This is a genomic window from Aquimarina litoralis, from assembly GCF_039523995.1.
Lineage (GTDB): Bacteria > Bacteroidota > Bacteroidia > Flavobacteriales > Flavobacteriaceae > Aquimarina > Aquimarina litoralis.
The window spans coordinates 2,041,989-2,066,306 of sequence record NZ_BAAAGE010000001.1 but is presented as its reverse complement, the minus strand read 5'-3'; the positions used below and the strand labels follow the sequence as shown (position 1 = coordinate 2,066,306).

Sequence of the window (24,318 nt, the reverse complement as noted above, 5' to 3'; positions counted from 1 at the left end):
GCTTGAACTTTATTCTATACTCTAACCCCAAACTACTGGCATAAATACAGTCATTTCTGCCTGTCCTCTGTTACTCCAAGCAAAATAGGGAACAAGTTGTGTTTTATATGCACTCCAATTTGGTCGTTTTACTACATTATAAATATCTGTTGATTTATCTGAGCGAATCAAAATTTCACCTTCTATAGTCGTCACTCCCCCCAAGAAATCTTCTCTATGATTTGCTTTAAAATCTTCACTTCCTTTTATATAAACATCCAAAATACTGGTATTCTCAGGCAGATCAGGAGATTCTATACAATAAACGATCGGACCTCTTTTTATCGCTATTTGATTACGAACTTCTTCTATACGCGGATGACCTTCTACAAAAGTGATTTCCATTGGCATATCTAAAACGATCACATCACCTGCTTTCCATGCGCGATTTACTACTGCATATTTTCCAGGAACAACATCTATGGTCACCGTTTCACCATTAACTTTTAAGGTACTTCCAGTTGCCCAAATCGGAATTCTAATTTTTATTTCAAAATCAGTTGTCTTGCATTCCTCGACAGTAATTTTTACAATACCTTTCCATGGGTACTCTGTATCTTGTTTTAGTTTAATCTTGGATCCATCGATCATTGCAGTATCTAAATGATTTCCTCCGAATAAATTTACCGATACTCCATTATCTGTAAGACTATAAGCCCATCCAGAAAGTTTGGCCAGTGTTCTTACTAAATTTGGAGGACAACAAAAACAATCTAAGTATGGTTTTCTATAGGGAGTTTCTGTGATATTCTCATGTGCTTGATAATCTCTAGTATTATGAATCATACGAAGCGGATTTGCATAAAAATAATCTTTACCTTCTATGCCTATCCCTGATAACGCGCTATTATATAAAACTAACTCGATAATATCAGCGTATTTCGATGCTCCATGAATTTGTAGCATTCGATAACTGAACATGGCGTTACAGAGATTGGCACAGGTTTCATTATATGCAGTCATATTAGGCATCATATATTCATCTATAAAACCTTCTTCGATCATATCTAGATTAGTAGAAGCTCCATAATGCGCTTGACCAACAGCCCCAGTAACATACATTTTTTTACCCGTCACATTTTCCCATAATCTGTCTAATGCATCGACTAAAGCTTTTTCTCCAGTTTCTGCATATACATCTGCAGCTCCAGCATAGTAATATAATGCAAGAACAGCATGACCCACAGCTTCTGTAGCCTCTCTTAAGGGTGTTCTTTCTTGTACCATATCGCCAATTGGATACCCTTCGGTAGTAGCATGATGTTCTACTTCATATTTTCCTCTATTGTCAATAAAGCGTTCTGCTAAGCTCAGGTATTTTTTATCCATGGTAATCCGATACAGTTCTACTAATCCCATTATTTGCGTTTGGTTAAACCCAAAACGCCCATAATGTTTTGTTTCTGGCATAAAAATGGTACATAACAGATCCGCTTGTTTTATAGCTATATCTAATAAACTTCTTTGTTCGGTTGCTTTATAATGAACACAAGCACTGATCAAAAGATGACCTATATTGTACATCTCATGATATTTTCTATTTTCGAATCGATCAACTCCATCAGTAGTTTGCACATACGTATGAATATATCCATCTTCTTCTTGTGCATTGCCGATGATCCGAATATATTCATCCAATTTTTCTAATAGCTTAGGATCTTTAGTTTTAGCATAAACATATGCTTCTGCCTCTAAAAACTTATAGAAATCTCCATCATGCCAGAACATTCCTTGATGTTTCCCTGTTTTTTCTCCTGCCGCTATTTTAAAGTTATTCAATGCATGACCAATATCTCCACATAATACCTCTCCCATATACGGTAGCATTGTCTCATACAATTTATCAAACTTACTTCCCCAGAAACCGTCCGTCCATTCACAATCCGTAACTTCTAACGCTCTCATTTTGTTAAATGGGCTTTCCACAGATTTTAATTCATTTCTTTTCTCTATTTCCAAATCAATATTCATCATTGTAAGGTTTATACTTTATTAAATTGGTTTAATCTACTAGTAATTAGCTGTTAATTCAGTTGAAAAGTTTCTTCAAACTTTGGCATTTTCATTTTATACCAATTCTCTTCCGTTTCCTCATTATGAAACCATTCTGGAACTGTATGTGTTTTTGCCCATTCATTTGATTTTTCAATCAATTCCTTTAGTATATCAGGATGTTGATTACTGATATCATTCTCTTCTCCAATATCCTTTTCGATATCATACAATTTCCAGGGAGCACGTTCAGGTTTATATGCTTTCCAATGATCTAAACGAACTCCTACCTCATTACTTGTTTTTCGATGTCTAAGTGTAAGAATAGGTACTCCTTTTCTAGGATTTTCCCCTACGATAAGATCACTCCATATATCTTTTCCGTCCACTATTTTGTGATCAGGCAATTCTACCTCGGCTAATCCTGCGAACGTAGGATAAAAGTCTAAAGCAGATACAGGATAATCAAAAGTTTTCCCTTTTGATATTTGTTTTGGCCAATGAAAAAACATAGGAACACGGATTCCCCCTTCTGCAGTGTTTCCTTTTCTTCCTCTTAACGGAAAATTGTTTCCACCTTGATCTGTCCTGCCTCCATTATCACTTAGGAATACAATAAGGGTATTTTCTAATTGTCCAGTTTTTTCTAAAGTATTTATTAGCTGTCCTACTCCTCTATCCACGGCATGTACCATGGCAGCATAGGTCTTTCTTTTTTCATCTTTGATATGAGCATATACTTTCAAATCTTCTTCTTTAGCTTCTAAAGGAGTGTGCGGAGCATTATAAGAAAGATACAGAAAGAAAGGGGATTCTTTCTCTGAAGCATTATTTATAAATTTTGATGCTTCTCGTGATAATGCATCCGTGATGTACTCATTTTCATCAACTTCGGTTCCATTATATTCTAAGGGAGTAATATAATCCCAAATTTCTGTATTACCAGCATTCTTCTGTTCTTGATATGCTGCTTTAAATTGCTCTGGAAAATAGTTATGTCCTCCTCCTAAAAAACCATAAAAGTCATCAAAACCCCTATTGTTAGGATGATATTTATTTACAGTTCCAAGATGCCATTTACCAATAGCTCCTGTATAATATCCCGCTTGCTGAAGTACTTTACTAATAAAAGTTTCTTGCAATGAAATCCCTTTCCCTGCATTATTATGTGATCTTGGTAAATTGTACTGAGAACCTATTTGATGTGGATATCTTCCTGTCATTAATGCTGCTCTACTAGGACCGCAAAAAGGATGTGCTACATAAGCAGAAGAAAAAATGATTCCATTGCCTGCCAAAGCATCTAATTCTGGTGTTTTAATATCCTCAGAACCATTGAATCCTACATCTGCATATCCAAGATCATCACATAAAATTAATACAATATTAGGCCGATCACTTTTGGATGATTCTGTAATATTTTGATTCTTAATCTCAACCTGTACGCTTTTTTTACATGAAGTATTCCATGCAATGATCCCAAAACAAATTAAGATCTTATATAGATTAGAATTCATACTATTATTGTTTTATCATCCTTTTAATTTCCTTAAAATGCCGTGCTAAAAACTTCAAATCATTATGAGCAATAGCCTTCTTATCAAAAAGAGAACTTCCCATCCCTACACCTTGACATCCTATTGCAAAGAAATCTGCTATATTATTCTTAGAAACACCTCCAGTAGGTACTAATTTGATTTCATTCAAAGGTCCTTTTATATCTTTTATAAACTGAGTTCCAAGCTGAGTAGCAGGAAATACTTTTACCATATCCGCTCCTAAACTCCATGCTTTATAAATTTCTGTTGGTGTAAAGGCTCCAGGGAACACAGGTATTTTTTTAGCCACACAAGTGGTAATCACTTCTTCATTTGTAATAGGAGTAACAATAAACTGTGCTCCTACTTGTAAAGCTTCTTCTAGTTCTTTCATAGTACAGACTGTACCTGCTCCAATATTCAATTCGGGAAAACTATTCAGCAACTCTCTAATTATATCGACTGCATTGGGAGAATTCATAGTTATTTCTACAGTAGAAAATCCATTTTCTTTATATACAGGCATAATATTCATAACAGTATCTAAAGAGTAACCGCGAAGAATCCCAACGACAGGTGTACTTTCAAATCTTTCCCAAGAAAATTTTTGATTAAGCATAAGACTGTGCTATTTTTTTTTGACCTTTTAATAGTGCATTATCTATAATTTCTGGTCTAAAACAAGTAAATCTCTCAGGTGGCAAATTGGAAACCAACGCTAGCAAATAAAGTTCTCGCAGCATTCCTGAAGCTCCCAAAAAGATTTTTTGATTATTTTTCTTTAGGTAAGAAAGCTCACTACCGATAACTAATCCAGAAAGAAAATAAAAATTCATTTCCTTTGAAGTCCTCTTCAAAATATCATTCCCTCTAATTGAAAAAAGTGTTTTCATAAATTCATCGTTTATTCCTTTTTGTACTCCTTCTAGAAAAATCCCAGAGAACTTTGGATCCCATTCTCCGTTTTTTACGGATAAGGATAATAAACCTGTAGTACTTAAGATTTCAAAAAGTTCTCCACTCATATAAGTGGAAAAATCGACAATTTCATCTCCAGAAAATCTAATATGCTTAGAATGTGTTCCTGGCATGATAATTACCCCTTCAGACGCATCTGATACATGATCTATAATTCCAATTGCCTGAGTTTCTTCTCCTCTCATGATATCCGATTCTGTTCGAATTCCAGATATTAATAATGTTTGGATCTTTTCATCCAATGAAAACAAAGAACAATTGACATCTACTCCATTAAATGGTTGCGGAACCGATGCATATGGCAACTCTTTCATACCTATGGAGGAAGTTATCATTCCAGAAGCTATGATCAATATATGATCTTTAGGTAGTTCAGTAAATACATCCAACTGTTCTAATAGATAATTTCTAAAAAAATCTTCTTGTGATACTTCCTTCTGGTTCAGAGATTGTTGATACAATTTGCTTACTCCTACATTAGTTTTGTGCTCTTGGATTATTATTAAATCTTCTGAATCCACCAATCTTATTCTAAAATTAGAGGTACCCCAATCACAACTCACAAATTGTTTTGGTAAATTCATTTTTACAATTGTTTGGTGACTCTCTTTCTAATCAAATAATCATCGAGTGCAAATACAGAACAATCAACCCCGATTCCACTATTTTTTATTCCTCCATGAGGAAGGTAGATATCATATTTGAATCCATTGAGGTGAACCTCTCCAAATTCCAATTCTTCTGTGAATTGACGAAGTGTATTCTCATTCGATGAGTATACATAGGAAGCAAGACCTACATCCACACTATTTGCTAATGCAATACTCTCTTTGATCGAAGAAAAAGAAGTAATAAATGCTACTGGTCCGAAAATTTCTTGTTGCAATATTTTTGCTTCATTATTCTCAAAAGCAATTACGGTAGGTTCATAATAATACCCATTTCTTTCTACTCTATCGCCTCCGTATAATAATTCGCCACCTTCTTCTTGTGCTTCTTTTACTATATCGCCTACCTTTTTTAGAGACTTCTTATTCGCTAAAGGCCCCATTAAAACTACAGCCTCTTTATCTTTACCATAACCAATTCCTATTTCTTTAACTTGCTGAACAAATTTTTCTACAAATTTTTCAAAAACGGAATCTTCAATATAAAATCTATTGGGTGCTACACATACCTGGCCACTATTTCCAAATTTTAAAGCTACTCCATCGGACACAGCTTTATCAATATCAGCATCTGCAAACACTACAAAAGGAGCATTACCGCCACACTCCATACTGAAACGCTTTATTGATGTTTTACTACTCTGTTCCATTAATTTCTGAGCTGTTTCCGTAGAACCAATCATCGTAATTAATTTTGGAATAGTACTCTCGCACAATGGAATCCCAACATCCTCTACATCACCACATATGACATTGATAACCCCTTTTGGGAAATCAATTTCTTCACAAATTTCTCCAATCATGTATGCTGAGAGTGGTGAAAACTCTGAAGGTTTTAAAATAATACTACATCCAGCAGCTAATGCCGGACCGAGTTTAAACCCTAAATTCAATAATGGGAAATTATACGCTAAAAAAGCTACTACTACTCCTACGGGTTGATGAATTACTTTATGTGCGTGAGTCCCTTCTTTATCAGCGATTGGAATATCAATTTTATTCTTGATCTCTTCTGAGTAGAATGCTAAAGAGTTCGTGATACTCGTAATATCTTCCTCAGAACCTTTCCAACTTTTACCCATTTCATACATCATCATCTCTCTAAGAATCTCTGATTTTTCTAGAATCTTATCACGTAATTTTAAAATCCACTCTTCGCGATCTTCGACTGATAATTTAGACCAATACATAAATCCTTTTTGAGCTGCCTCTATGGTTTTTAGTGTATCTGCTTTTGTGGCCCAACTTAAGGTAGCTACAGTAGTTTCATCTAAAGGAGAAACTACATCAAAACTCTTATTATCTGTAGCATTAATCAGTTCTCCGTTGATATATAATTTTTTATGTCCAAAGTCCATGTGTCTTTTCTATTGTATATTTTTCAATTACTTCTTCATTAATTGTAAAGCCTAAACCAACAATATTCTCATCTTGTTTTATGATTCCATCATCGAAAATTATAGAATTATTCGTTAATTCTTCTCTTAATAAGTTTTCTGTTCGATCATGCTCTATATAAAATCTTGGTTCTCGTAAACGACCAGGGATAATATCTAAATTCATTATAAAATGCAAGGCTGCTGCAAAAGCAATTCCACTTCCCCATGTATGTGGAACGATTTCAATTCCATAAACAGATGCTAATGTGGCAATTCTCTTCGCTTCGGTAAGTCCTCCCGCTGCACAAATATCTGGTTGTAAGACATCAATTGCTTTAGCGTCTAAAAGCGTTTGAAAACCATAACGTAAATATTCACATTCTCCTGCAGCTATGGGGATTGAAGTTCTTCTTCTTAATTCCTCAAACTGCCCATAATATTCTGGAGAAAGTGGTTCTTCAAACCAACTTATATTATATTGCTCCACCGCCAGTGCCAACTGTATTGCTTCCTTTAGATTATAAGCATGATTAGCATCCATCATTAAAGCTATATCTGGGCCAATGGCTTCTCTGATTGCCTTAACATGTTCTATATCTTTTTCAATAGTAAATCCTACTTTCATTTTAATCGCTTTATACCCAAGATCTGCGTATTGCTTTGCTTCTATTGAAAGTGACTCCGTTAGATTATTGTTATTTGTAAAATACAAGCCTGTTGCATATGGCGTAATAAAATCTCTCTTCTTTCCACCTAACAACGTATATACTGGTAGTTCTAAAATTTTACCTTTAAGATCCCACAAAGCAACATCAATAGCACTAATTGCAGCAACAAAAATTCCTTTTCTGGCGTAATCTAAAGTTCTTCGATACATTAGATCCCATAAGGTTTCCGTTTCTAAAGGATTTTTTCCTATTAGATAAGGGGCTAGATAATCGATACCTGCTTTCAGAACATTTGCTGGTCCATACCCTTCTCCCCAACCTACATGACCGGAATCAGAGGTAATTTTTACTATGCATATACGCCTTTCTGAATACTCCCATTGCGAAAAAGAAAAGCTTTCTTTTAGAGTATCAACGAGAACAAAACTTTCTATTGATTTAATCTTCACTATACTAATTGTTGTAGATTGTTTAATTTGAATTTAGTGCTTAAAAATTAGGATACCCGAAATCCCATTGTGATATTTTGAGTATTGTTTTAAATTTTAACAAATTAAATGGATATCAAACAATCCGAACAGGTTGATCTTATCCTTCACATACATTATTTTACCCTGTTGAACATTTCAACTTTTGGTAAAATTCAATTTCAAAAACCTAATCCACACCAAACAACTATAACCTGCTGATTATAAGCAATCAAACTAAATATCAATACTGTTTCAAGAATATTAAAAAGTATGATACTGCTTTTGGTATTCTGAGGGAGTTACTCCCATGATATTTTTAAACTGTCTATTAAAATTTGTAATTGTATTAAATCCTGATTGGTAACAAATGGTAGTAATTTGAAGTTTTCCTTCTATTAATAATTTACAGGCATTGATAATTCTTATTTCATTTAGATATTGGGAAAACGATTTATGCGTTTGTTTTTTAAAATATCTACAAAATGAATTAGGAGCCATATGCGCAATGGAAGCTATTTCCTGTAATTCAATCTTTTTATGATAGTTTGTCGTCAGATAAGAAATGATTTTAGCAATTTTTTGTTTTTCTTCTCTTCGGAAAAAGGCCGCCTGTGTTTCTCCGCATAAAAACTGATGATTTTCTTTTTCCGACAAAACATTTAATATTTCTAGAATCTTAGTTATTCGAAATACACCATCACTCGCTACCAAATCCAAAAAAAGATTTTGAACTTTACTGTTTTCCTCTACTGAAAATTTAAGTCCTCTATTAGACTGATATAAAAGAGATTTAATCTTTTTCATTTCAGTTAATTCCATAAAATCACTTCCCAAAAAGTCAGCTTCGAATTTTACTACAATTACATCTACACTGTCGGTTTCTAATTCTTCAGAATAATATTCGCTTCCATTCTTAAATAGATGAGGAAGATTACTTCCTATTAAGTATAAATCTCCTGGGTTAAAATGATGTATTGAGTTGCCAACATACCTTGTTCCAGAACTCTTAAGAAAATAAATAAGTTCTAACTCTTTATGAAAATGCCAATCTGGCTCTAAACAAGGAATCGTATCTCTTCTGATTAGAAAAGATTTATCTGGCATAAGATCATTTTCTTTATAAGTAAGTTTCATGACTAAAATAAATTATGAATACGTTGATTGTTTGGGGGTTACACGTAAAGAGAAAGAAATATGACTTTTTCAAATAATAAGTAAGCTACAAAGTTACGAACTGATTAAAATTAAAAGTTTAATTATATCAATATTTTTTTGTTAAAAATCATACAAATAACTCACAAATCACTATCTAAAATTGCAAAAATATGAACAAGGTTAAAATAATGTATATGTGGGTTAAAAAATGCTAATCATATGTTCGATTAATGATTTAATCTTGTCTTGTGTTTAGAAAAAGTAAAATTATAGTAAAATAAAGATCATATCAGGCCAAATATATCTTTATCCGTATTCTTTACTTTTTTAGGGAAAATAATATAAAAACACAATAACTCATTTTGATAAAGTAATACATATATTATGAACATTACATCTAACGCATCAGCTAAAAATGCTTTTGCTAGTTTATTTTTTATACTTTTTTTGGGGATGTTAACAACGTATTCTCAAGAATTAATTGAGGGGTCGATAGTAGATGAAGGAGATATTCCTGTGCCAGGAGTGAATATTTTGATTGAAGGTACAGATAAAGGAGTGGTATCTGATTTTGATGGTAAATTTAGTATTTCGGCATCTATTAGTGATGTCTTAATTATTTCTTATTTAGGATATGAAACTCAGAGAATTCTTGTTGGAGAACAAAAAATCATCTCGATAAAACTAAAATCGGATTCTGAAGTATTAGATGATGTAGTTGTGGTAGGTTATGGTTCTGCCAGAAGAAAGGATTTATCAGGATCATTTTCTACTTTAAAATCAGAATCTTTTGAAAATCAACCGCTTTCTCGTCCAGAAGAAGCACTACAAGGTAGAGTTTCTGGAGTATCGATTCAAAAATCTAGTGGGATTCCAGGCTCTCAAATAAAAGTTAGGGTACGAGGAGTAAATTCCGTGACTGGAAACAATGCTCCCCTAGTAGTAATTGATGGTGTTTTTGGAGGAAATTTACAAAGTATTAATCCTGCAGATATTGCCTCCATTAATGTTTTAAAAGATGCTTCTGCGCTAGCAATTTATGGTTCTCGTGGATCTAACGGGGTAATTTTAGTAACGACCAAAAAAGGGAAAGGTAAAACTAAAATAAGTCTAGAAACATTTACGACATTATCCAAAGTTTCGAGATCCATAGACAGACTGAATTCTGAACAATTTGCACGTTTCAAAAATGAGCAGCGTGCACTTAATGGAAATGATCCAATTTTTACAGATGCAGAAGTAGCTAATTTTGCTGCAAATCCAATTGATTACGAAGATGCAATTCTAAGAGAAGCTTTTGGAACAAATACACAACTATCTGTTAGCGGTGGATCTGATAAATTCAATTATTTTTTGTCTGGTAATTATGTAGATCAAGATGGAGTTGTGATCACTAATGACTATGAAAGATATTCATTAAGATCTAATATTAAAACTAATATTTCTGATAGAGTATCCCTAGGAGTAAATCTTTTTGGTAGCAGGGAAACAGACATAAACAATCCGAATTCTTTTGACAGAGTTACTGGTAGTTTATTAACCAGAGCAATCACTTATGATCCTACGACTCCTATTTTTAGCGGTAATGATGGTATTAATGGAGGGTACAATATAGAATCTCTAAATTCTTTTGCGAACAACAGACCAAATCCGATTGCTGCTCTAAATAGAAGCAATCGAGAATTTATTTCTGACCGACTAAACGCTAATATTGATTTCAAATACAAAATCTCTGATCATTTCACCTACAATATGGTAGTGGGATTAGCAACTATTACCAATACCTTACAATCTTTTATCGTTGATGGAGATAATTCTACAACGGATGCCGTTGGACACACTACAGTAAACTTCAATAACACAAGAATCACTAATCACCAAGTTAGCAACATCCTTAATTACAAAAATGATTTTGGAAATCATGCTATAGATGCTACTGCTGTATATGAATTCCAAGGATCTCGTTCTGAAAGCAACTCTTACAGCACAGTTGATGTAACGATACCTGGTTTCTTTGTAGGTGGAGATGAAGGGAATCCAGATGATCAACGATTTAGTAACGGAGGGGGACAGACGGCTATCCAATCCTTTTTGGGTAGAGCAACTTATAGTTATAGTGATGATTTATACTTAACTGCTTCTCTAAGAGTAGATCAATCCTCTAGATTTCTAAGAGATAATAGAACCGGATATTTTCCATCTGTATCTTTAGCCTATGGTTTTAACAAACTGATAGAGGATAGTAAGTTTAATAATCTAAAACTTAGAGTAAGTTGGGGTGAAGTAGGAAGTCAGTTTATTTCTCCACTTGCCAATCAGGCAGGTGTTGTGAATGTATTTCCTGCGGTGACCTTCGATGGTGTTACTGCGGTAATCGGAAATAGATTTTCAAGAGCTGCAAATCCAAATATTACTTGGGAAACTACCGAACAATGGAATGCAGGTCTTGATGTAGGTTTATCCAATAGATTTTCATTGTCCTTTGATTACTTTATAAAAAATACTAGAGATCTTCTATTGGTAAGTCAACTTCCTAATTCTAATATTAATTTTTCCAGCAATGTTGGTGAAGTAAGAAACGAAGGATTTGATATTACCTTATCTGGAGATATCATCGCTCGAAAAGATTTTATCTGGAACTCTAGCCTAGCACTTTCTCACGTAGAAAACGAAGTTATTGCCCTAAATGATGGCCAAGAGCAGATTGTAGGAAACATTCAATCTATAGATGGTACTACTAACCCTATTAACGTGATAAGAGAAGGATTACCTTTAGGACAGTTCTACGGATTTGTATTTTTAGGCACCTGGAAAAGCACAGATGATATCCCGACCAGACCTAATGGTACTCCTCTATTCCGTCCTGGTGATGCCAGATATGTTTTAGATGAAAATAACAGACCCGTTTTACAACCACTAGGAAGTGGTATTCCTAAAACAACTTGGGGTCTTAATAATACATTTACATATAAAAACTGGGATGTAAATGTCTTTATCCAAGGAGCACATGGTTTTAAAGTATTCAATCTAGTAGAGGGAGCTATTAATGGTCAGCGAGGAGCTTTTAGAGATAACTTATCTTTTAATGCTCTTAATGCATGGACACCTGATAATGAAACCGATATCCCAAGATTAGGAAGTAATCCGTTACTAAATTCCAGTCAGTTTGTAGAAGATGGGGATTATATTAGATTAAGCAATCTTACCATAGGATATACGATACAAGATTTATTTGGAGTAAGAACTAAATTTTATGTTGGCGGACAAAACCTGGCAATCATAACAGATTATAGTGGTTACGATCCAGAAGTAACATCAAGACCTGGTAACCCATCTTCAGCAAATACCGATGTTGGATCTGGTATTAACATTGGAGCAATACCAACTCCTAGATCATACACATTAGGAGTAAAATTTGATTTTTAATTTTAAAAAAATGAAAATGAAAAAAGATAAAAGAACAAATCACTATACAAGATTCTTTATAGCAACGCTACTAATGATATCTATAGGAATGACAAATTCTTGTGCAGATTTAGATCCTGATCTTACAGAGTTTAATGTTCCACCAGAATCTTTTGCAAACTTAAGTGAATTAGAAACCAGTGTTTTTGGCCTATATGGCTTAGTAAGAACAGCAGCAGTTTTTACAACCTTTTACTCGCCAAGTTGGGCTGGTGATGATATTACGACACATTCTGGATTAAATAAAGGAGACTTTAGAGAGTTTGACCAACGTAACGTAAGTGCTACCAATGCTAGATTATTAAATAACTGGAGAGGAATGTATAATATTATTAATAATACTAATATTATCTTATCCAGAGTAGACGCTTTACAAGGTTTTGACACTGTAGATCAAGATGAACTTTCACGATTATTAGGTGAAGTTTATTTTCTAAGGGGGATGGCATATTATCACCTTGCCAGAACGCATGAAAAGCTTCCGCTAGCTTTATCAAGACTTCCACAAGCAAATGTAAGCGCCTCTTCGCGCTTAGAGGTTTTCATGCAAATTGAAGAAGATTTACTAGAAGCTGAATCTAGATTACCGATGATTAATGCAGCACTTGCATCTGCAGGTATCAGCGGAGCAACAAGAGTAAACAAAGGCTCTGCAAGAGGATTGTTAGCAAGATTCTATTTGGATTGGGCTGGTTTTCCATTAAATGACTCATCAAAATATGTGCTAGCTACAGAAATGGCCAAAAAAGTTATTGACGATAGTAGTGCGCATGGATTTGATTTAGTAGAAAACTTTCAGGATCTGTGGAAATTAGAAAATAGATTTAATACAGAATCTCTATTTACCATTGCCTATAATAGCAGTGCAAGAATTAGAAACTTAAAATTTAATCGAGTTGGTTATCCGGGAGAAGCACCTTTTAGAGGATGGGATGAAACTTATGGAGAAATCAAATTTTTCGAAGATTTTCCTGAGGGAGCTAGAAAAGATGCTACCTATAGAATGGATATAGATTGGAAGAATCTTACGCTTCAGAAAAGCCCTATTTTGGCAAAAATAACAGGTCCTGCAGGAGATTTGCCAATGACGGGAGCTTGGCACTTTACAGAACGAAACGATTTTTATATGCGATACGCAGAGATCCTTTTAACCTATGCAGAAGCCTCAGGAAGATCAGGAAATATAACAACAGATTCTTGGGAAGCTCTGAATATGGTGAGAAGACGCGCAGCTGGATTACCATTTAACACACCAGTCACAAGTCCTGTTCCACAATTGGATCTAGAAGGAAATGAAATACTAGGATTAACCTATGTTGATATTACTACAGGAGATCTAGCAGAATTAGCCTTTACCGAAAGAAAATGGGAATTCACTGGAGAATATCTAAGATGGAATGATTTGGTAAGGATGCAACGTGTGGAACAGGCTTTATCCAACAGAACTCCATCTACTTCTACGACAAGTGATGGAACACTGCTTCAAGAAGTGAATACAATTAGCGGAAGCTTAGGTACAGATAATTACTTTTCTCCTTTACCACAGGTAATTGTAGACGAAAACCCAAATCTTTTAAATTAAAAGTTTATTGTTTTTGTTAGTAATCTAGAGTTGTAATAATGGCAGAGACAGGATGGTTGTTACGTTTTATGTTTCTGTCATTATTTTTAACAATAGAAAATAAATTAAACTTGTTAGAAATTATATTTTCCTATAGAAAATTATTTCCCATAACAGCCAAACAACTATAAAGTGCCATATTTCAGAATACTTATACCAACAATACCTAAAGCCTTAACAAAATACGCGCTCTTTATTTTACTAATCTCTTTTTCCAATTGTAAGCAAGAAGAAATCACTTATGAAAAAGAAGCATTGAGTAAAATAGAAATACTCGAAAAGTTAATGGATAAAGCCAAAAGCCAAGCAATAGATGTTACTCGAGAAGAAACAACTTTGTGGTTTGCTAAAGAATTTCTAAAGTTTGCTAATTGGGATGAAACTAATAATGATGCGGTAGAAAAACTTTTTGGGTATTATGAAAAATATGAAACCGACAAAGTAAAACTAGCCGATGAATTGCCTGATTTTGAAAGAAAAAAGGTAATTGAAATATTAGATATTGGAATTAAAAATTTGAATGACCTTTTAGATGGTACTATAACAAGAAAGGCAGCTCAAAAAATAGATTGGCAAAATATTACAGTAGAAGACAACAGATTAGTAAATAAAGGTAGACCCATTTTTTTGCATGATTACTTTTCTAAAACTGTTGGAGCGCCATTGACAGATACCAATATTTACAATGATCATTTAGGAGCAATTTATCATACTGGGAGTCATTTATACGAAGTAAATAAGGATAGACCAAGTAACCCCTATATGCTTAATGAAGATGGAACTTTTGATGAAAAGTTATTGAGCTATATCACTGAAGTTCCAGATACAAACATTGGTTTCCTACTACTCTGGAACATGGGAGTTCCTGATTGGATGAAGAAAAAAGAACCAGAAATTGAAAAAGGTAGATCATTATTTACAGGATTTGATGTTGACAATCCGCTGTTAAGAGAAGTTTGGAGTAAAGTCATAAAAAAAACCGGAGAAGTTACTAAAGGTAAAAAAGTAACCGACCTAGGATATATTTTATCTAACGAACCTCATTGGTTTTCCGAAAAGGGACATTGGACATACAAATTCCTAGAAATGAATTCTATTTCTAGCTATACGCTAAATAAATTTAGAAGTTGGCTTTCCGAAAAATATAAGAATGACATCAAAACACTAAATACGAATTGGGAAAGTAATTTCAAAAGTTTTGAAAAAATTACAGTCGAAATCCCTATGGATAAGGCAAAACGTGGTACTCCATTATGGTATGATTGGTGTAGATATAATATGGATAGAGGAATTGAGTGGTTTACTTTTTTACAAAATGAATTACGATCTACAAATCCTGAGGCTGATACGCATATAAAAATCATGGCAAAACTGTTTGTAGATGATTATCGTTCTCATGGAATCGATTACGAGGCCTTAACAGAATTAACTTCTATGATCGGTGACGACGCTAAAATTACTGGAGGAAGAAATTACCGATCTAAAAAACCAGAAAAATGGGAAGAAAAATATGCCTACTACTGGAGTGAGTTAGCACATTCATATGATTTCCAAGAATCTGTTTCTCCAAACAAAATTCATATCAATTCTGAAGGACATTTTTTATCCACCTCGGGATGGAGAGAATTAGATACACCAATTGATTATGTGCGAAGTAGTTTTTGGTTGGCCACATTACATGGAATGGATGCTAGTATGTCCTGGTTTTGGGCACGAGATGCAGATGGTTCTCCAGAAGATCGATTAGAAGGTGAACTAAACTTTTTTGATCCAGCATTAGCAGGTTCCTATGCAGGTTCTGCAAATATGCAGCCGCATGTGGTAAATGAAGTTTCTCAGGTGATGTATGATCTAAATAGTTTTTCTGAAGAAATACTAGCATTAAGAGATCAAAGAAGACCCTTGCGATTATTCCATTCCGAAACATCGGCCATCAATAAAAAGCACCATATGACGGAACATTCTGAATTATATGAATCTTTATACTTTGAAGGATTAGCAATTGGTTTTGCTACAGAAAAGATCATTACAAAACAAGATCACTCTAATTGGGATGTTATCGCAGTCTACAAGACTGAATTTGTAACCGACAATGAATTTGATGCGCTACAAAGTTATTTAGATAAAGGAGGAACCATTATTATAGACAGTTCAAACAGTTTATCAAAAAACGAATATGGGCAGTTACGTAATAAGCAATTATCATCTAGTTCTGGAAAACTGATCTACGCAAAAGAAAACAATCTTGGTAGTTTTAAAAAATTAGCCATGATTTCGGTTACAGATAACACATCCAAAATCAAACTTTCCGAAGATAATGGCTCTATTAACAAAAGCTGTACATGGAGAGTTACAGAAAATCCAAAGGGAGAAGGATATATCATGACGATTATCAATTTAGGAAAAACCACTTCAGATTTAAAAATTAGTAATGACAACAATACTTCTTTCAGCATAAAAAACATGCTTAATGGTCAGGAATTAGATAAGAGTTTTAAACTCTCTTCTAAGGGAGTGTTGCTTTTACATATCTCAGAAAGCAAATAAGATCTATGAAACAAATAGTATTTATTGCTTTTTGGGTAGGTCTAACTTCTGGTGTTTATGCTCAAAATCAAACTGTATTTCCATTATCTGATCTAGAAAATAAGGGAAATTGGTCATTAAATACTGAGGTAAGTGATGAATTTAATGACACAGAAATTGACGAAGAAAAATGGTATATCGTAGGTAAATTCAAAGATGGGAAACCATTTTACAAACACCCCGACAAACCCAACAAAAAGGTTTGGAAAGGGAGAGCTCCTTCGCAGTTTTCTGGTCGAAATTACCGTTTAGAAGATGGTATTTTAAACCTTGAAATACGATGGGAACCTAACTTCCCATTTAGTGATGAAATACGAGTTCCTTTTTTTGGTGATCCCATGCCTTATGAAAATATTACCACCGCTTGTTTTATCGGTAGACGAGAATTTAAATACGGATATATTGAAATTCGGAGTAAATCAGCAGATACTCAGGTTACCAGCGCATTTTGGTCTACAGGTAATAAAATAGAAATGGATTTTTTCGAATCCTTTGGTGATGGAATTGGACCAGAAAAACAACATCTGGATAGCGAATTATGGTGGTCTATTCGTGATTGGAAACATCTAAAGGGAAAACCTACCTATACAGAACGTAAAGATCTTGGTTTTAGAATGGCTGAAGATTTTCATGTCTATGGTTTTGAATGGAATGAAAAAGGAATTACCTATTATGTTGACGGAAAGTTAATTTCTAAAGTCAGTGCAGCACAAGTAACTGATTGGGCTATAGCCAATAGAGAAGTTGATAAAAACTACAATGGATATGTAGCAACGGTTCCTATACATTTGTGGTTAGATATGGAGATTTTTCATTGGCATGGATATCCTAAAAGTAAAGAAGAATTAGAAGCAAACAGTCCAGCGGATCAGAAAGAGGATGGAATTGTGGATTATAAAATAGATTACGTTCGCGTTTGGCAAAAACGAGAATAAATAAACCTTTTTACAAAAGATAATTATGAATAAGCAAAAAAGAAATGCTTATATCTATGCGACTATCGTTGCATTAGGAGGATTTGTGTTTGGTTTGGATGCAGCACTTATCTCAGGAGGATTTAAGTTTATTACTTCAGAATTTAATTTAAATGAATGGGAAGTAGGCGCCATAGGTTTTGGTCCTGGGTTAGGAGTCCTAATTGCATTACCCTTATCAGCATGGTGTAGTAATAGGTATGGAAGAAAAACCACCTTACAAATAATCGCCTTGCTTTATATCATCTCAGCTATTGGATCGGCTTTAGCAACTTCTTTTACTACCCTTTTTGCTGCTCGATTTTTAGGAGGTTTAGCCTTTAGTTCTATAACACTGGCATCCATGTATATGGGAGAAATTGCACCAGCAGATCAGAGAGGTAAATTGGTTTCTATGTTACAAATCAATATTGGAATAGGATTCTCTGCTGCCTATTTTATCAATTATTGGATTTTACAACAAATGTCTTCAGGTGCGGAATGGGTACAGGTAATACAGTTGAACCAAACCGGATGGCGTTGGATGTTAGGAATTGAGATTATCCCGGCCATCTTGTGGTTTATATTATTATTTAAAATTCCTAAAAGTCCTGCTTGGTTAATCTATAAAAACAGAATCGAAGAAGCAAAAAAAGCCTTATTGAAAGTATACCATGCAGAAGAAATCGAAAATCATGTTATAGAAATGAAAGAAAGTGTTGCAATCTCTAATACAAATAGATCTATAGGGTCTCAATTATCAGAGATTTTTGGCAAACCTATGAGGGTTATCCTAATCATTGGTCTTACTTTGGCAATAGTGCAACAGTCCACAGGTATCAATGCGATTATGACCTATGCATCTACGATGTTCGAGCAGCTTGGATTAGGAACCGACGGAGCATTTGCAAGTGCTATATGGCTAGGTGTTATAGGATTATTAGCTACCATTTTTTCATTAGTGTTAATTGATAGAATTGGAAGACGTCCTTTAGTTATTGGTGGTCTCTGCTGGATCATCATAAGTTTAGGAATGTGTGCTTACGGTTTTAATCAGGCAACATATACAATTACAGAAGAGTCTGTAGCTAAAATGGGTAACATTCCGGAAGCAGAAAAGTTACAAGTATTAATTGGGAAAGAATATACTAGTGATATCGAATTCAAAGAAGCTATTAAAGAAATTATAGGTGTGGCTGCCGCCCGAGATAATTCTGGTAGTTTATTAAAAGAATCTGCACACTTAAACATACTGTTAATATTATTAGGTATTTTAAGTTTTGTAGCTGCCTTCAATTTTTCGATTGGCCCTATTATGTGGGTATTGTTTTCAGAGATTTTCCCAATACATTTGCGCGGAATTGCGATACCATTATTTGCTTTAGTATCTAGTACCGTAAGTGCATTAGTACAATTCTTTTTCCCGTGGCAACTAAGCAATATGGGAGCTAGTACTATCTTCATATTTTATGCCGCTATCGTATGTGTAGGTTTAATTATTCTCTATAAATTTTTACCAGAAACCAAAAATATGACCTTAGAAGAAATTCATAGTAAACTGCAAAGAAAGTCATCAGCATCTTAAACTTATTTTTACTATTAAAGTTTCATAAAAGTACTTTTGATATAGTTAAGAATATTCCATTAAGAAAAAAGAGGCTGTCTAATTTTTTAGAAAGCCTCTTTTGTTATTTACATAAACTCTTATTTAATTACAATCTGGATAGTTTCCTGTAGCTCCCTGAATACTACTTGGGCTATCAGCACATTTAGGTTGCGTATTATCATTCACATTCTGAATAAATCCATCTGGAAAATTATTCCACTTCTGTGCAGTTATTCTTACTCCATCACCTATACTTATTCCAGCAGAAGGACCTATGTATTCAAATCCTTTAAATAGTCCAAAGCTTGCTCCAGGATCTGTCATCTTATTCCACTGATTACAAGGAATAAACTTTAAATGTTTTTGTTTTAGCTTAGCTTTTGTTCCATAATTAGCTACCACTTTACTCGCAGTTGGATTATCAAACTTTCCAGCTTTTAAATCTCCTATTTGGCTCGTGATATATCCTGATCTATTAGGATGATCTAAAATTTCTGGTGATAAGTTTACAGCCCATTGTGTTCCGTTATTACGTTTGAAAGCATTTTCTCTAAAAGCTCTACCTGTAAATCCTGCAAATTGAGCTTTTACAAAATCTTGAAACTGAGTTCTTCCTGCATCTGTAAGAGGAAATGCTCTTTGCGAATCAAAAATAGCTAATGTTCCTTCGTCATATCTAATAGTAAAACCAGAACTTGTACTGGTAATTCTTCTGGCCTTTACTTTACCATTCTGAGCAAAATGAGGAGACAACATCAAAGAAGACAAACCTCTGCTATTATGGATACCATCTGCAAAAATATCTTCCACACCACCATCTTTTGTTCCGTTCTTAACATCATTTTTCATGGACCTATCATCAGTCTCTAATCGTAATGTAATTCCTCCTTCACATCGAAGGTTTTTAAATAATACATTACTACAATTATAGGTCTGAACTAACCCATAACCCGTATGAGAACCAGTTTGACTTATGTTTTCAATGACACCATTTTTAGCTCCAGGTTTTCTTTCAGATGCACCAGAAACATGAATCATGAGAATAGAATTCAAAATACTTCTACGATCTTTAATATTAAAACGAGATAATTTAAAATTGTCTACTCGCCCTACTCTAGCTGCTGCAATAAATTGGTTCGTAAATCTAGCATCACACATATCTATAGTAAATCGACCTCCTTTACCAACAATACTAACATTTTCTAGACGATCGCCATTTTTACTTGTACCAATATTAAAAACAGCTCCCCTATTCATATCTGGTTTAATAATGGTGCCAGCAGCAATTTCTAAATGTATATTGGATTTCAGTACAACTTTACCCCAAGTATAAGTGTTCTGTGGAATTTCTATAATTGCCCCATCTTTTTTATTTCGATTGATAAAAAGATTTAGTTCTGCACTCGTACTACCATCAAATCGCACTCTTTTTATATTCGGTGGTGGAGGTGTATAAAAATTTCCTGAATTAAAATTTGGCGGACTTTTATCTCCATCTAAATCTTGACTAATAGTTTCTTGAGATTCGTATTCTTCTATATTATCAAATGAACAGCTAGCGAGTCCTAAAAAGATAATTAAAAAGCAAGTTTTTTGTATAATTGATTTGATATTCATCATTTCAAAATTTTGTGTCGCAAATCTTCAAACAAAGCATAGATTGTCTACTTCAAATCTATATTAATTTGAAAATCAAGTTTTTAAATAATATTATTTATAAACAAGGAGAGTAATCAGTGTTAAGAATTGTATATTCTCTACACTTTGCTATGAAAAGTTTTTCTGTACTTACGACTTTAGTTAATATAAGTTTGTGTTAAATAAGATTTTGAGCAAGTCGACATTGCAATTAATTATTGTGTAAAATTATTTCAAAAATGTTACAGCTAATGAAATTCATTTACCTCAAGCAAGCACTATCTTATCTTTCTTTGAGAAGTTGATAATTCAACCGTTAAAAAACAATTAAAAACGTTATAAAAATATCAATAAAACTAGAACTATTAATGTCTGTAGCAAGGTGTTTTATGATATATCCACATAGAACTTTACTAATTTGTTCCAGACAAAAGTTGATCTATACTAACCACAGTTCTAAATCCTATGTGATCTGTAGAAGAATCTGGAGCAGCATTCATTCTTGCTGATAATCTATAACTTGCGCAATAGGAATCACTACATAGAAAAGATCCACCTCTTATAACTTTTTCAGAAGCATAGGGATTCGAAGGATTTAAAGGTTTTATAGCTCCTTTTGGGTTAATCGAAAGATCTTGATCGCCAAAACTCTTGTAATATTCAGTATTATACCAATCTTCTGTCCATTCCCAGACATTCCCTGCCATATCATATAAACCATATTCATTAGAAGGATACTTCCCTACTTCCATTAGATGTTCTGCCCGATCAGCACGATCATTGTAAACAGGAAACTCTCCTGTCCAAGTATTCGCATACGCTGTTAACTTTGATTTATCATTTCCCCAAAAAAATACCATGTTATTTTTTCCTCCTCGTGCAGCATACTCCCATTCTGCTTCAGTAGGTAAACGTCTGTTAGCCCATTCACAATACGCTTGTGCATCTTCTAAAGCAATATGTACCACTGGATTTTTGTCTTTACCATCAATAGAACTATCGGGACCAGACGGATGTCTCCAGTTCGCTCCGATTTTCCAATACCACCATTGAGAATAATTCCTGAAATTTGTAACAGATGATTTTGTCTTTTTAAATACCAAGGAGCCAGGTTGTAAAACAGAATCGTGAGGTTTTGGAGTATTTGGAGGCAATTGTAATTTCAATTCCTCCCAATCTACTGGTCGTTCGGCAAGTGTTATATATCCGGTTTCTTCGACGAACTTTTTAAATTGGGCATTAGTCACCTCTACAGAATCCATAAAAAAACCGTGTATAGCAACTTTATGTCTAGGTTTTTCATGATTCATTGCTATGAGATCCCTTTCCACTGCTCCCTGATAAAAAACTCCCCCAGGAATCCACTTCATCCCTTTAGGGATATTTACATTTTCGGGCAGATCGGTAATTAAATCAAGATGTTGATGATTTGTTTGACTTTGAGTATCTAAAGAACTTTCTACATCAGAATCTTTTATTTTTCTTTTACAGCTTGTTGGAAGACATACAAACAAAAGAAACATACATATTAGACCAAAAAATAATTTCAATTTCATCTGTTTACATTTTATTTTTCTTCAATTGTCAGATGGAATTCACCAATAATCATTTCGATGGATATTACCTTATTATCATGGTTTATTTCACATTTGATTTTTTGAATATCAAACAATTGTAGTTCAATATTTCTATCTCAAAACTTCAATTTAACTCTCAAATGTATGGATCTATTTCAAATTATCAGAGATGTTTGTTCAATGTTTTTATCCTTCATCATCTTTAGCTTGGTTCCCTTCCCATCCTGCATCCAGTTGCTTTAAGAGCACTGAAAGAATTTCTGGATTCTCTTTAGCAATATTCTTCGTTTCATGGGGATCATTTATATGATCGTATAATTCTAAAAATATCGGAGCCTTGTTCTTGTCCTTATAATCTTTCCAGGCGATCAATCGGTATTTCTGAGTTCTCATCGAATACCCCATAAGATTCTGCTCAAAAAGTGTTCTATCCCATTTTTCTTTTTGTTGTTTTTTGATTCGTTCCTCTACATCAATAATCAAAGGACCAAAATATGTTTCTCTCATACCTTGCGAAAGTGGATTGGCAGCCCATTCCCGTAATGCCGGAGAAGGAAACTGACTAAAGGCTGCTTTTTTCCATGCTTTATTTGGATTAGCAATTAATGGAGCAAAACTCTGTCCTTCTAGATGTTTGGGAGGTTTTAAACCTGCTAACTCTACAAGAGTAGGATACATATCTACTAACTCTACCAATGCTTCGGTGGATTTCCCAATACTACTATCTAGCATATTAGGAGTACTTATAATCATAGGAACTCTTGTGGATATTTCATAATTGGTAGCTTTACCCCAAATCCCCATCTCGCCCAAATGCCATCCATGATCACTCCATAGTAAAATAATTGTATTTTCTCTTAACCCTAGTTCTTCTAAGGTATGAATTACTTTACCTATTTGAGCATCGATATAGGTAACAGAACTTAGATATGCATGTTTTAATACTCGGGCTAACGAATCGTTAATTTTTCCTTTCTTTGGGATACCACTTCTCACTCGTAATTCGAATGATGGATGTAATCCCATCTCCGCTCCATTTTCCGGTCCTTTGATCTGCGTAGAAAGTTTAATTTTTTCCGGATCATACATATCCCAATATTTTTTGGGAGCCAACCAGTCTAAGTGAGGCTTTTTAAAACCAACTCCCAAAAAGAAAGGCTTATCCGGATTTTTTTCCTTCAACTCCTCAAGGGTTTCTGTCGCTAATAAGGCATTATACCCATCTTCATAAAAATAATCCGGAACATCAGCTTTTTCATATGCAGGTCCTTTTCCTAAACCTTTACTAGCAGCATCTTTACCGTATTTTGCAATCATATCAGCTTTGTTTTCCTGATACATTTTTTGGTTTTCAAAAAGTGCAAAACCTCCAGGTGTTATTTCTCTTTTAAACTTCATTCTTTCCGTTGCAGGTTCCTTATTCCAAGAAAGTTTAGCGTCACTAAATGATGGTTTATGATAAATCTTACCTATTTGAATAGTTTCATACCCGTTGTTTTTAAAATGCTGAGGTAATGTAACGATATTAGGATTTAAATCCCTGAAATAGGCATAATTTTCTATGACACCAATTGTCTCTGGTCTGGCGCCTGTCATTAGACTAGCTCTAGAAGGACTGCAAATAGCTTGTTGGGTATATGCTTTATTAAAACGTAATCCGTTAGCTGCTAAAGCGTCTATATGTGGTGTAATAGCAATATCAGATCCATAACACCCAAGTTCTGGACGAAGATCATCTATCGCGATAAACAAAATATTCGGCCTTGTGTTTTGCTGAATATCTTTTTCTACAGCTTCTTGTTGTTTACAACTAACAAATAATACTAATACAATGATAAGATGAAGTAATCTCATGAATAAAGATTTTGTAAGGTCTTTCTTTTTGAAATGTTTGTATTCACAATAATGCATCCAACGAAGATAATTATTGCCGATAGACTCCAAAGCTCCAAAATTAACCTTTAACTGCATTAAGTTAACTCTTT

General features: G+C 34.0%; 15 protein-coding genes. 5 read left to right on the top strand and 10 right to left on the bottom strand.

The window, feature by feature from the left end; genetic code table 11:
• Nucleotides 1–21 precede the first annotated feature (21 nt).
• From ABD077_RS08410 to ABD077_RS08380, 7 genes are all read right to left on the bottom strand, one after another.
• Nucleotides 22–2,010: a glycoside hydrolase family 127 protein gene (locus ABD077_RS08410; protein ID WP_343911879.1), complete on the bottom strand. Its 1,989-nt coding sequence runs from the start codon at nt 2,008–2,010 to the stop codon at nt 22–24.
• 53 nt (nt 2,011–2,063) lie between these two features.
• Nucleotides 2,064–3,548: a sulfatase family protein gene (locus ABD077_RS08405; RefSeq protein ID WP_343911878.1), complete on the bottom strand. Its 1,485-nt coding sequence runs from the start codon at nt 3,546–3,548 to the stop codon at nt 2,064–2,066.
• A gap of 4 nt (nt 3,549–3,552) precedes the next feature.
• Nucleotides 3,553–4,188, bottom strand: coding sequence for a bifunctional 4-hydroxy-2-oxoglutarate aldolase/2-dehydro-3-deoxy-phosphogluconate aldolase (locus ABD077_RS08400; protein WP_343911877.1), 636 nt, complete (start codon nt 4,186–4,188; stop codon nt 3,553–3,555).
• Nucleotides 4,181–5,131 (bottom strand): 2-dehydro-3-deoxygalactonokinase, encoded by a 951-nt coding sequence (locus tag ABD077_RS08395; RefSeq protein WP_343911876.1) that lies wholly within the window; start codon nt 5,129–5,131, stop codon nt 4,181–4,183. Before ABD077_RS08395 ends, ABD077_RS08400 begins: the two co-directional genes overlap by 8 nt.
• Nucleotides 5,132–5,133: 2 nt before the next feature.
• Nucleotides 5,134–6,573, bottom strand: coding sequence for an aldehyde dehydrogenase family protein (locus ABD077_RS08390; RefSeq protein ID WP_343911875.1), 1,440 nt, complete (start codon nt 6,571–6,573; stop codon nt 5,134–5,136).
• Entirely contained in the window at nt 6,557–7,711 is a 1,155-nt protein-coding gene (locus tag ABD077_RS08385) for a mandelate racemase/muconate lactonizing enzyme family protein (RefSeq protein ID WP_343911874.1), read from the bottom strand. The genes ABD077_RS08390 and ABD077_RS08385 overlap by 17 nt, the downstream gene beginning before the upstream one ends.
• A 282-nt stretch (nt 7,712–7,993) precedes the next feature.
• On the bottom strand, nt 7,994–8,866 hold the full coding sequence (locus ABD077_RS08380; RefSeq protein ID WP_343911873.1) for an AraC family transcriptional regulator: 873 nt from the start codon (nt 8,864–8,866) through the stop codon (nt 7,994–7,996).
• 405 nt (nt 8,867–9,271) lie between these two features.
• Here ABD077_RS08380 and ABD077_RS08375 point away from each other — a divergent pair, with 405 nt between their 5' ends.
• The 5 genes from ABD077_RS08375 to ABD077_RS08355 all read left to right on the top strand — a co-directional run bounded on the left by ABD077_RS08375 (nt 9,272) and on the right by ABD077_RS08355 (nt 19,097).
• A complete protein-coding gene (locus ABD077_RS08375) occupies nt 9,272–12,313 on the top strand; it encodes a SusC/RagA family TonB-linked outer membrane protein (RefSeq protein WP_343911872.1) in 3,042 nt (1,013 codons plus the stop codon).
• Nucleotides 12,314–12,329: 16 nt separating this feature from the next.
• Nucleotides 12,330–13,934, top strand: coding sequence for a RagB/SusD family nutrient uptake outer membrane protein (locus ABD077_RS08370; protein WP_343911871.1), 1,605 nt, complete (start codon nt 12,330–12,332; stop codon nt 13,932–13,934).
• A gap of 171 nt (nt 13,935–14,105) precedes the next feature.
• The gene (locus ABD077_RS08365; protein WP_343911870.1) at nt 14,106–16,520 is read left to right on the top strand and encodes a hypothetical protein; all 2,415 of its coding nucleotides are present in this window, start codon (nt 14,106–14,108) and stop codon (nt 16,518–16,520) included.
• A 5-nt stretch (nt 16,521–16,525) separates the two neighbouring features.
• A complete protein-coding gene (locus ABD077_RS08360; RefSeq protein ID WP_343911869.1) occupies nt 16,526–17,494 on the top strand; it encodes a family 16 glycosylhydrolase in 969 nt (322 codons plus the stop codon).
• A gap of 25 nt (nt 17,495–17,519) precedes the next feature.
• Nucleotides 17,520–19,097, top strand: coding sequence for an MFS transporter (locus ABD077_RS08355; protein ID WP_343911868.1), 1,578 nt, complete (start codon nt 17,520–17,522; stop codon nt 19,095–19,097).
• Nucleotides 19,098–19,220: 123 nt separating this feature from the next.
• On the opposite strand, the gene ABD077_RS08350 is transcribed toward ABD077_RS08355, so the two are convergent.
• The 3 genes from ABD077_RS08350 to ABD077_RS08340 all read right to left on the bottom strand — a co-directional run bounded on the left by ABD077_RS08350 (nt 19,221) and on the right by ABD077_RS08340 (nt 24,304).
• Nucleotides 19,221–20,735, bottom strand: coding sequence for a hypothetical protein (locus tag ABD077_RS08350; RefSeq protein WP_343911867.1), 1,515 nt, complete (start codon nt 20,733–20,735; stop codon nt 19,221–19,223).
• Nucleotides 20,736–21,169: 434 nt separating this feature from the next.
• On the bottom strand, nt 21,170–22,312 hold the full coding sequence (locus tag ABD077_RS08345; protein WP_343911866.1) for a formylglycine-generating enzyme family protein: 1,143 nt from the start codon (nt 22,310–22,312) through the stop codon (nt 21,170–21,172).
• A gap of 207 nt (nt 22,313–22,519) precedes the next feature.
• Complete coding sequence (locus ABD077_RS08340; RefSeq protein WP_343911865.1) at nt 22,520–24,304, bottom strand: sulfatase; 1,785 nt, start codon at nt 24,302–24,304, stop codon at nt 22,520–22,522.
• Nucleotides 24,305–24,318 lie beyond the last annotated feature (14 nt).

Excerpts from the sequence above, each read along its gene's own strand:
- ABD077_RS08390 (WP_343911875.1), bottom strand. The coding sequence starts at position 6,573 with ATGGACTTTGGACATAAAAAATTATATATCAACGGAGAACTGATTAAT.
- ABD077_RS08375 (WP_343911872.1), top strand. The coding sequence starts at position 9,272 with ATGAACATTACATCTAACGCATCAGCTAAAAATGCTTTTGCTAGTTTA.
- ABD077_RS08355 (WP_343911868.1), top strand. The coding sequence starts at position 17,520 with ATGAATAAGCAAAAAAGAAATGCTTATATCTATGCGACTATCGTTGCA.
- ABD077_RS08350 (WP_343911867.1), bottom strand. The coding sequence starts at position 20,735 with ATGAATATCAAATCAATTATACAAAAAACTTGCTTTTTAATTATCTTT.
- ABD077_RS08345 (WP_343911866.1), bottom strand. The coding sequence starts at position 22,312 with ATGAAATTGAAATTATTTTTTGGTCTAATATGTATGTTTCTTTTGTTT.
- ABD077_RS08405 (WP_343911878.1), bottom strand. The coding sequence starts at position 3,548 with ATGAATTCTAATCTATATAAGATCTTAATTTGTTTTGGGATCATTGCA.
- ABD077_RS08395 (WP_343911876.1), bottom strand. The coding sequence starts at position 5,131 with ATGAATTTACCAAAACAATTTGTGAGTTGTGATTGGGGTACCTCTAAT.
- ABD077_RS08370 (WP_343911871.1), top strand. The coding sequence starts at position 12,330 with ATGAAAAAAGATAAAAGAACAAATCACTATACAAGATTCTTTATAGCA.
- ABD077_RS08410 (WP_343911879.1), bottom strand. The coding sequence starts at position 2,010 with ATGAATATTGATTTGGAAATAGAGAAAAGAAATGAATTAAAATCTGTG.
- ABD077_RS08340 (WP_343911865.1), bottom strand. The coding sequence starts at position 24,304 with ATGCAGTTAAAGGTTAATTTTGGAGCTTTGGAGTCTATCGGCAATAAT.
- ABD077_RS08400 (WP_343911877.1), bottom strand. The coding sequence starts at position 4,188 with ATGCTTAATCAAAAATTTTCTTGGGAAAGATTTGAAAGTACACCTGTC.
- ABD077_RS08380 (WP_343911873.1), bottom strand. The coding sequence starts at position 8,866 with ATGAAACTTACTTATAAAGAAAATGATCTTATGCCAGATAAATCTTTT.
- ABD077_RS08360 (WP_343911869.1), top strand. The coding sequence starts at position 16,526 with ATGAAACAAATAGTATTTATTGCTTTTTGGGTAGGTCTAACTTCTGGT.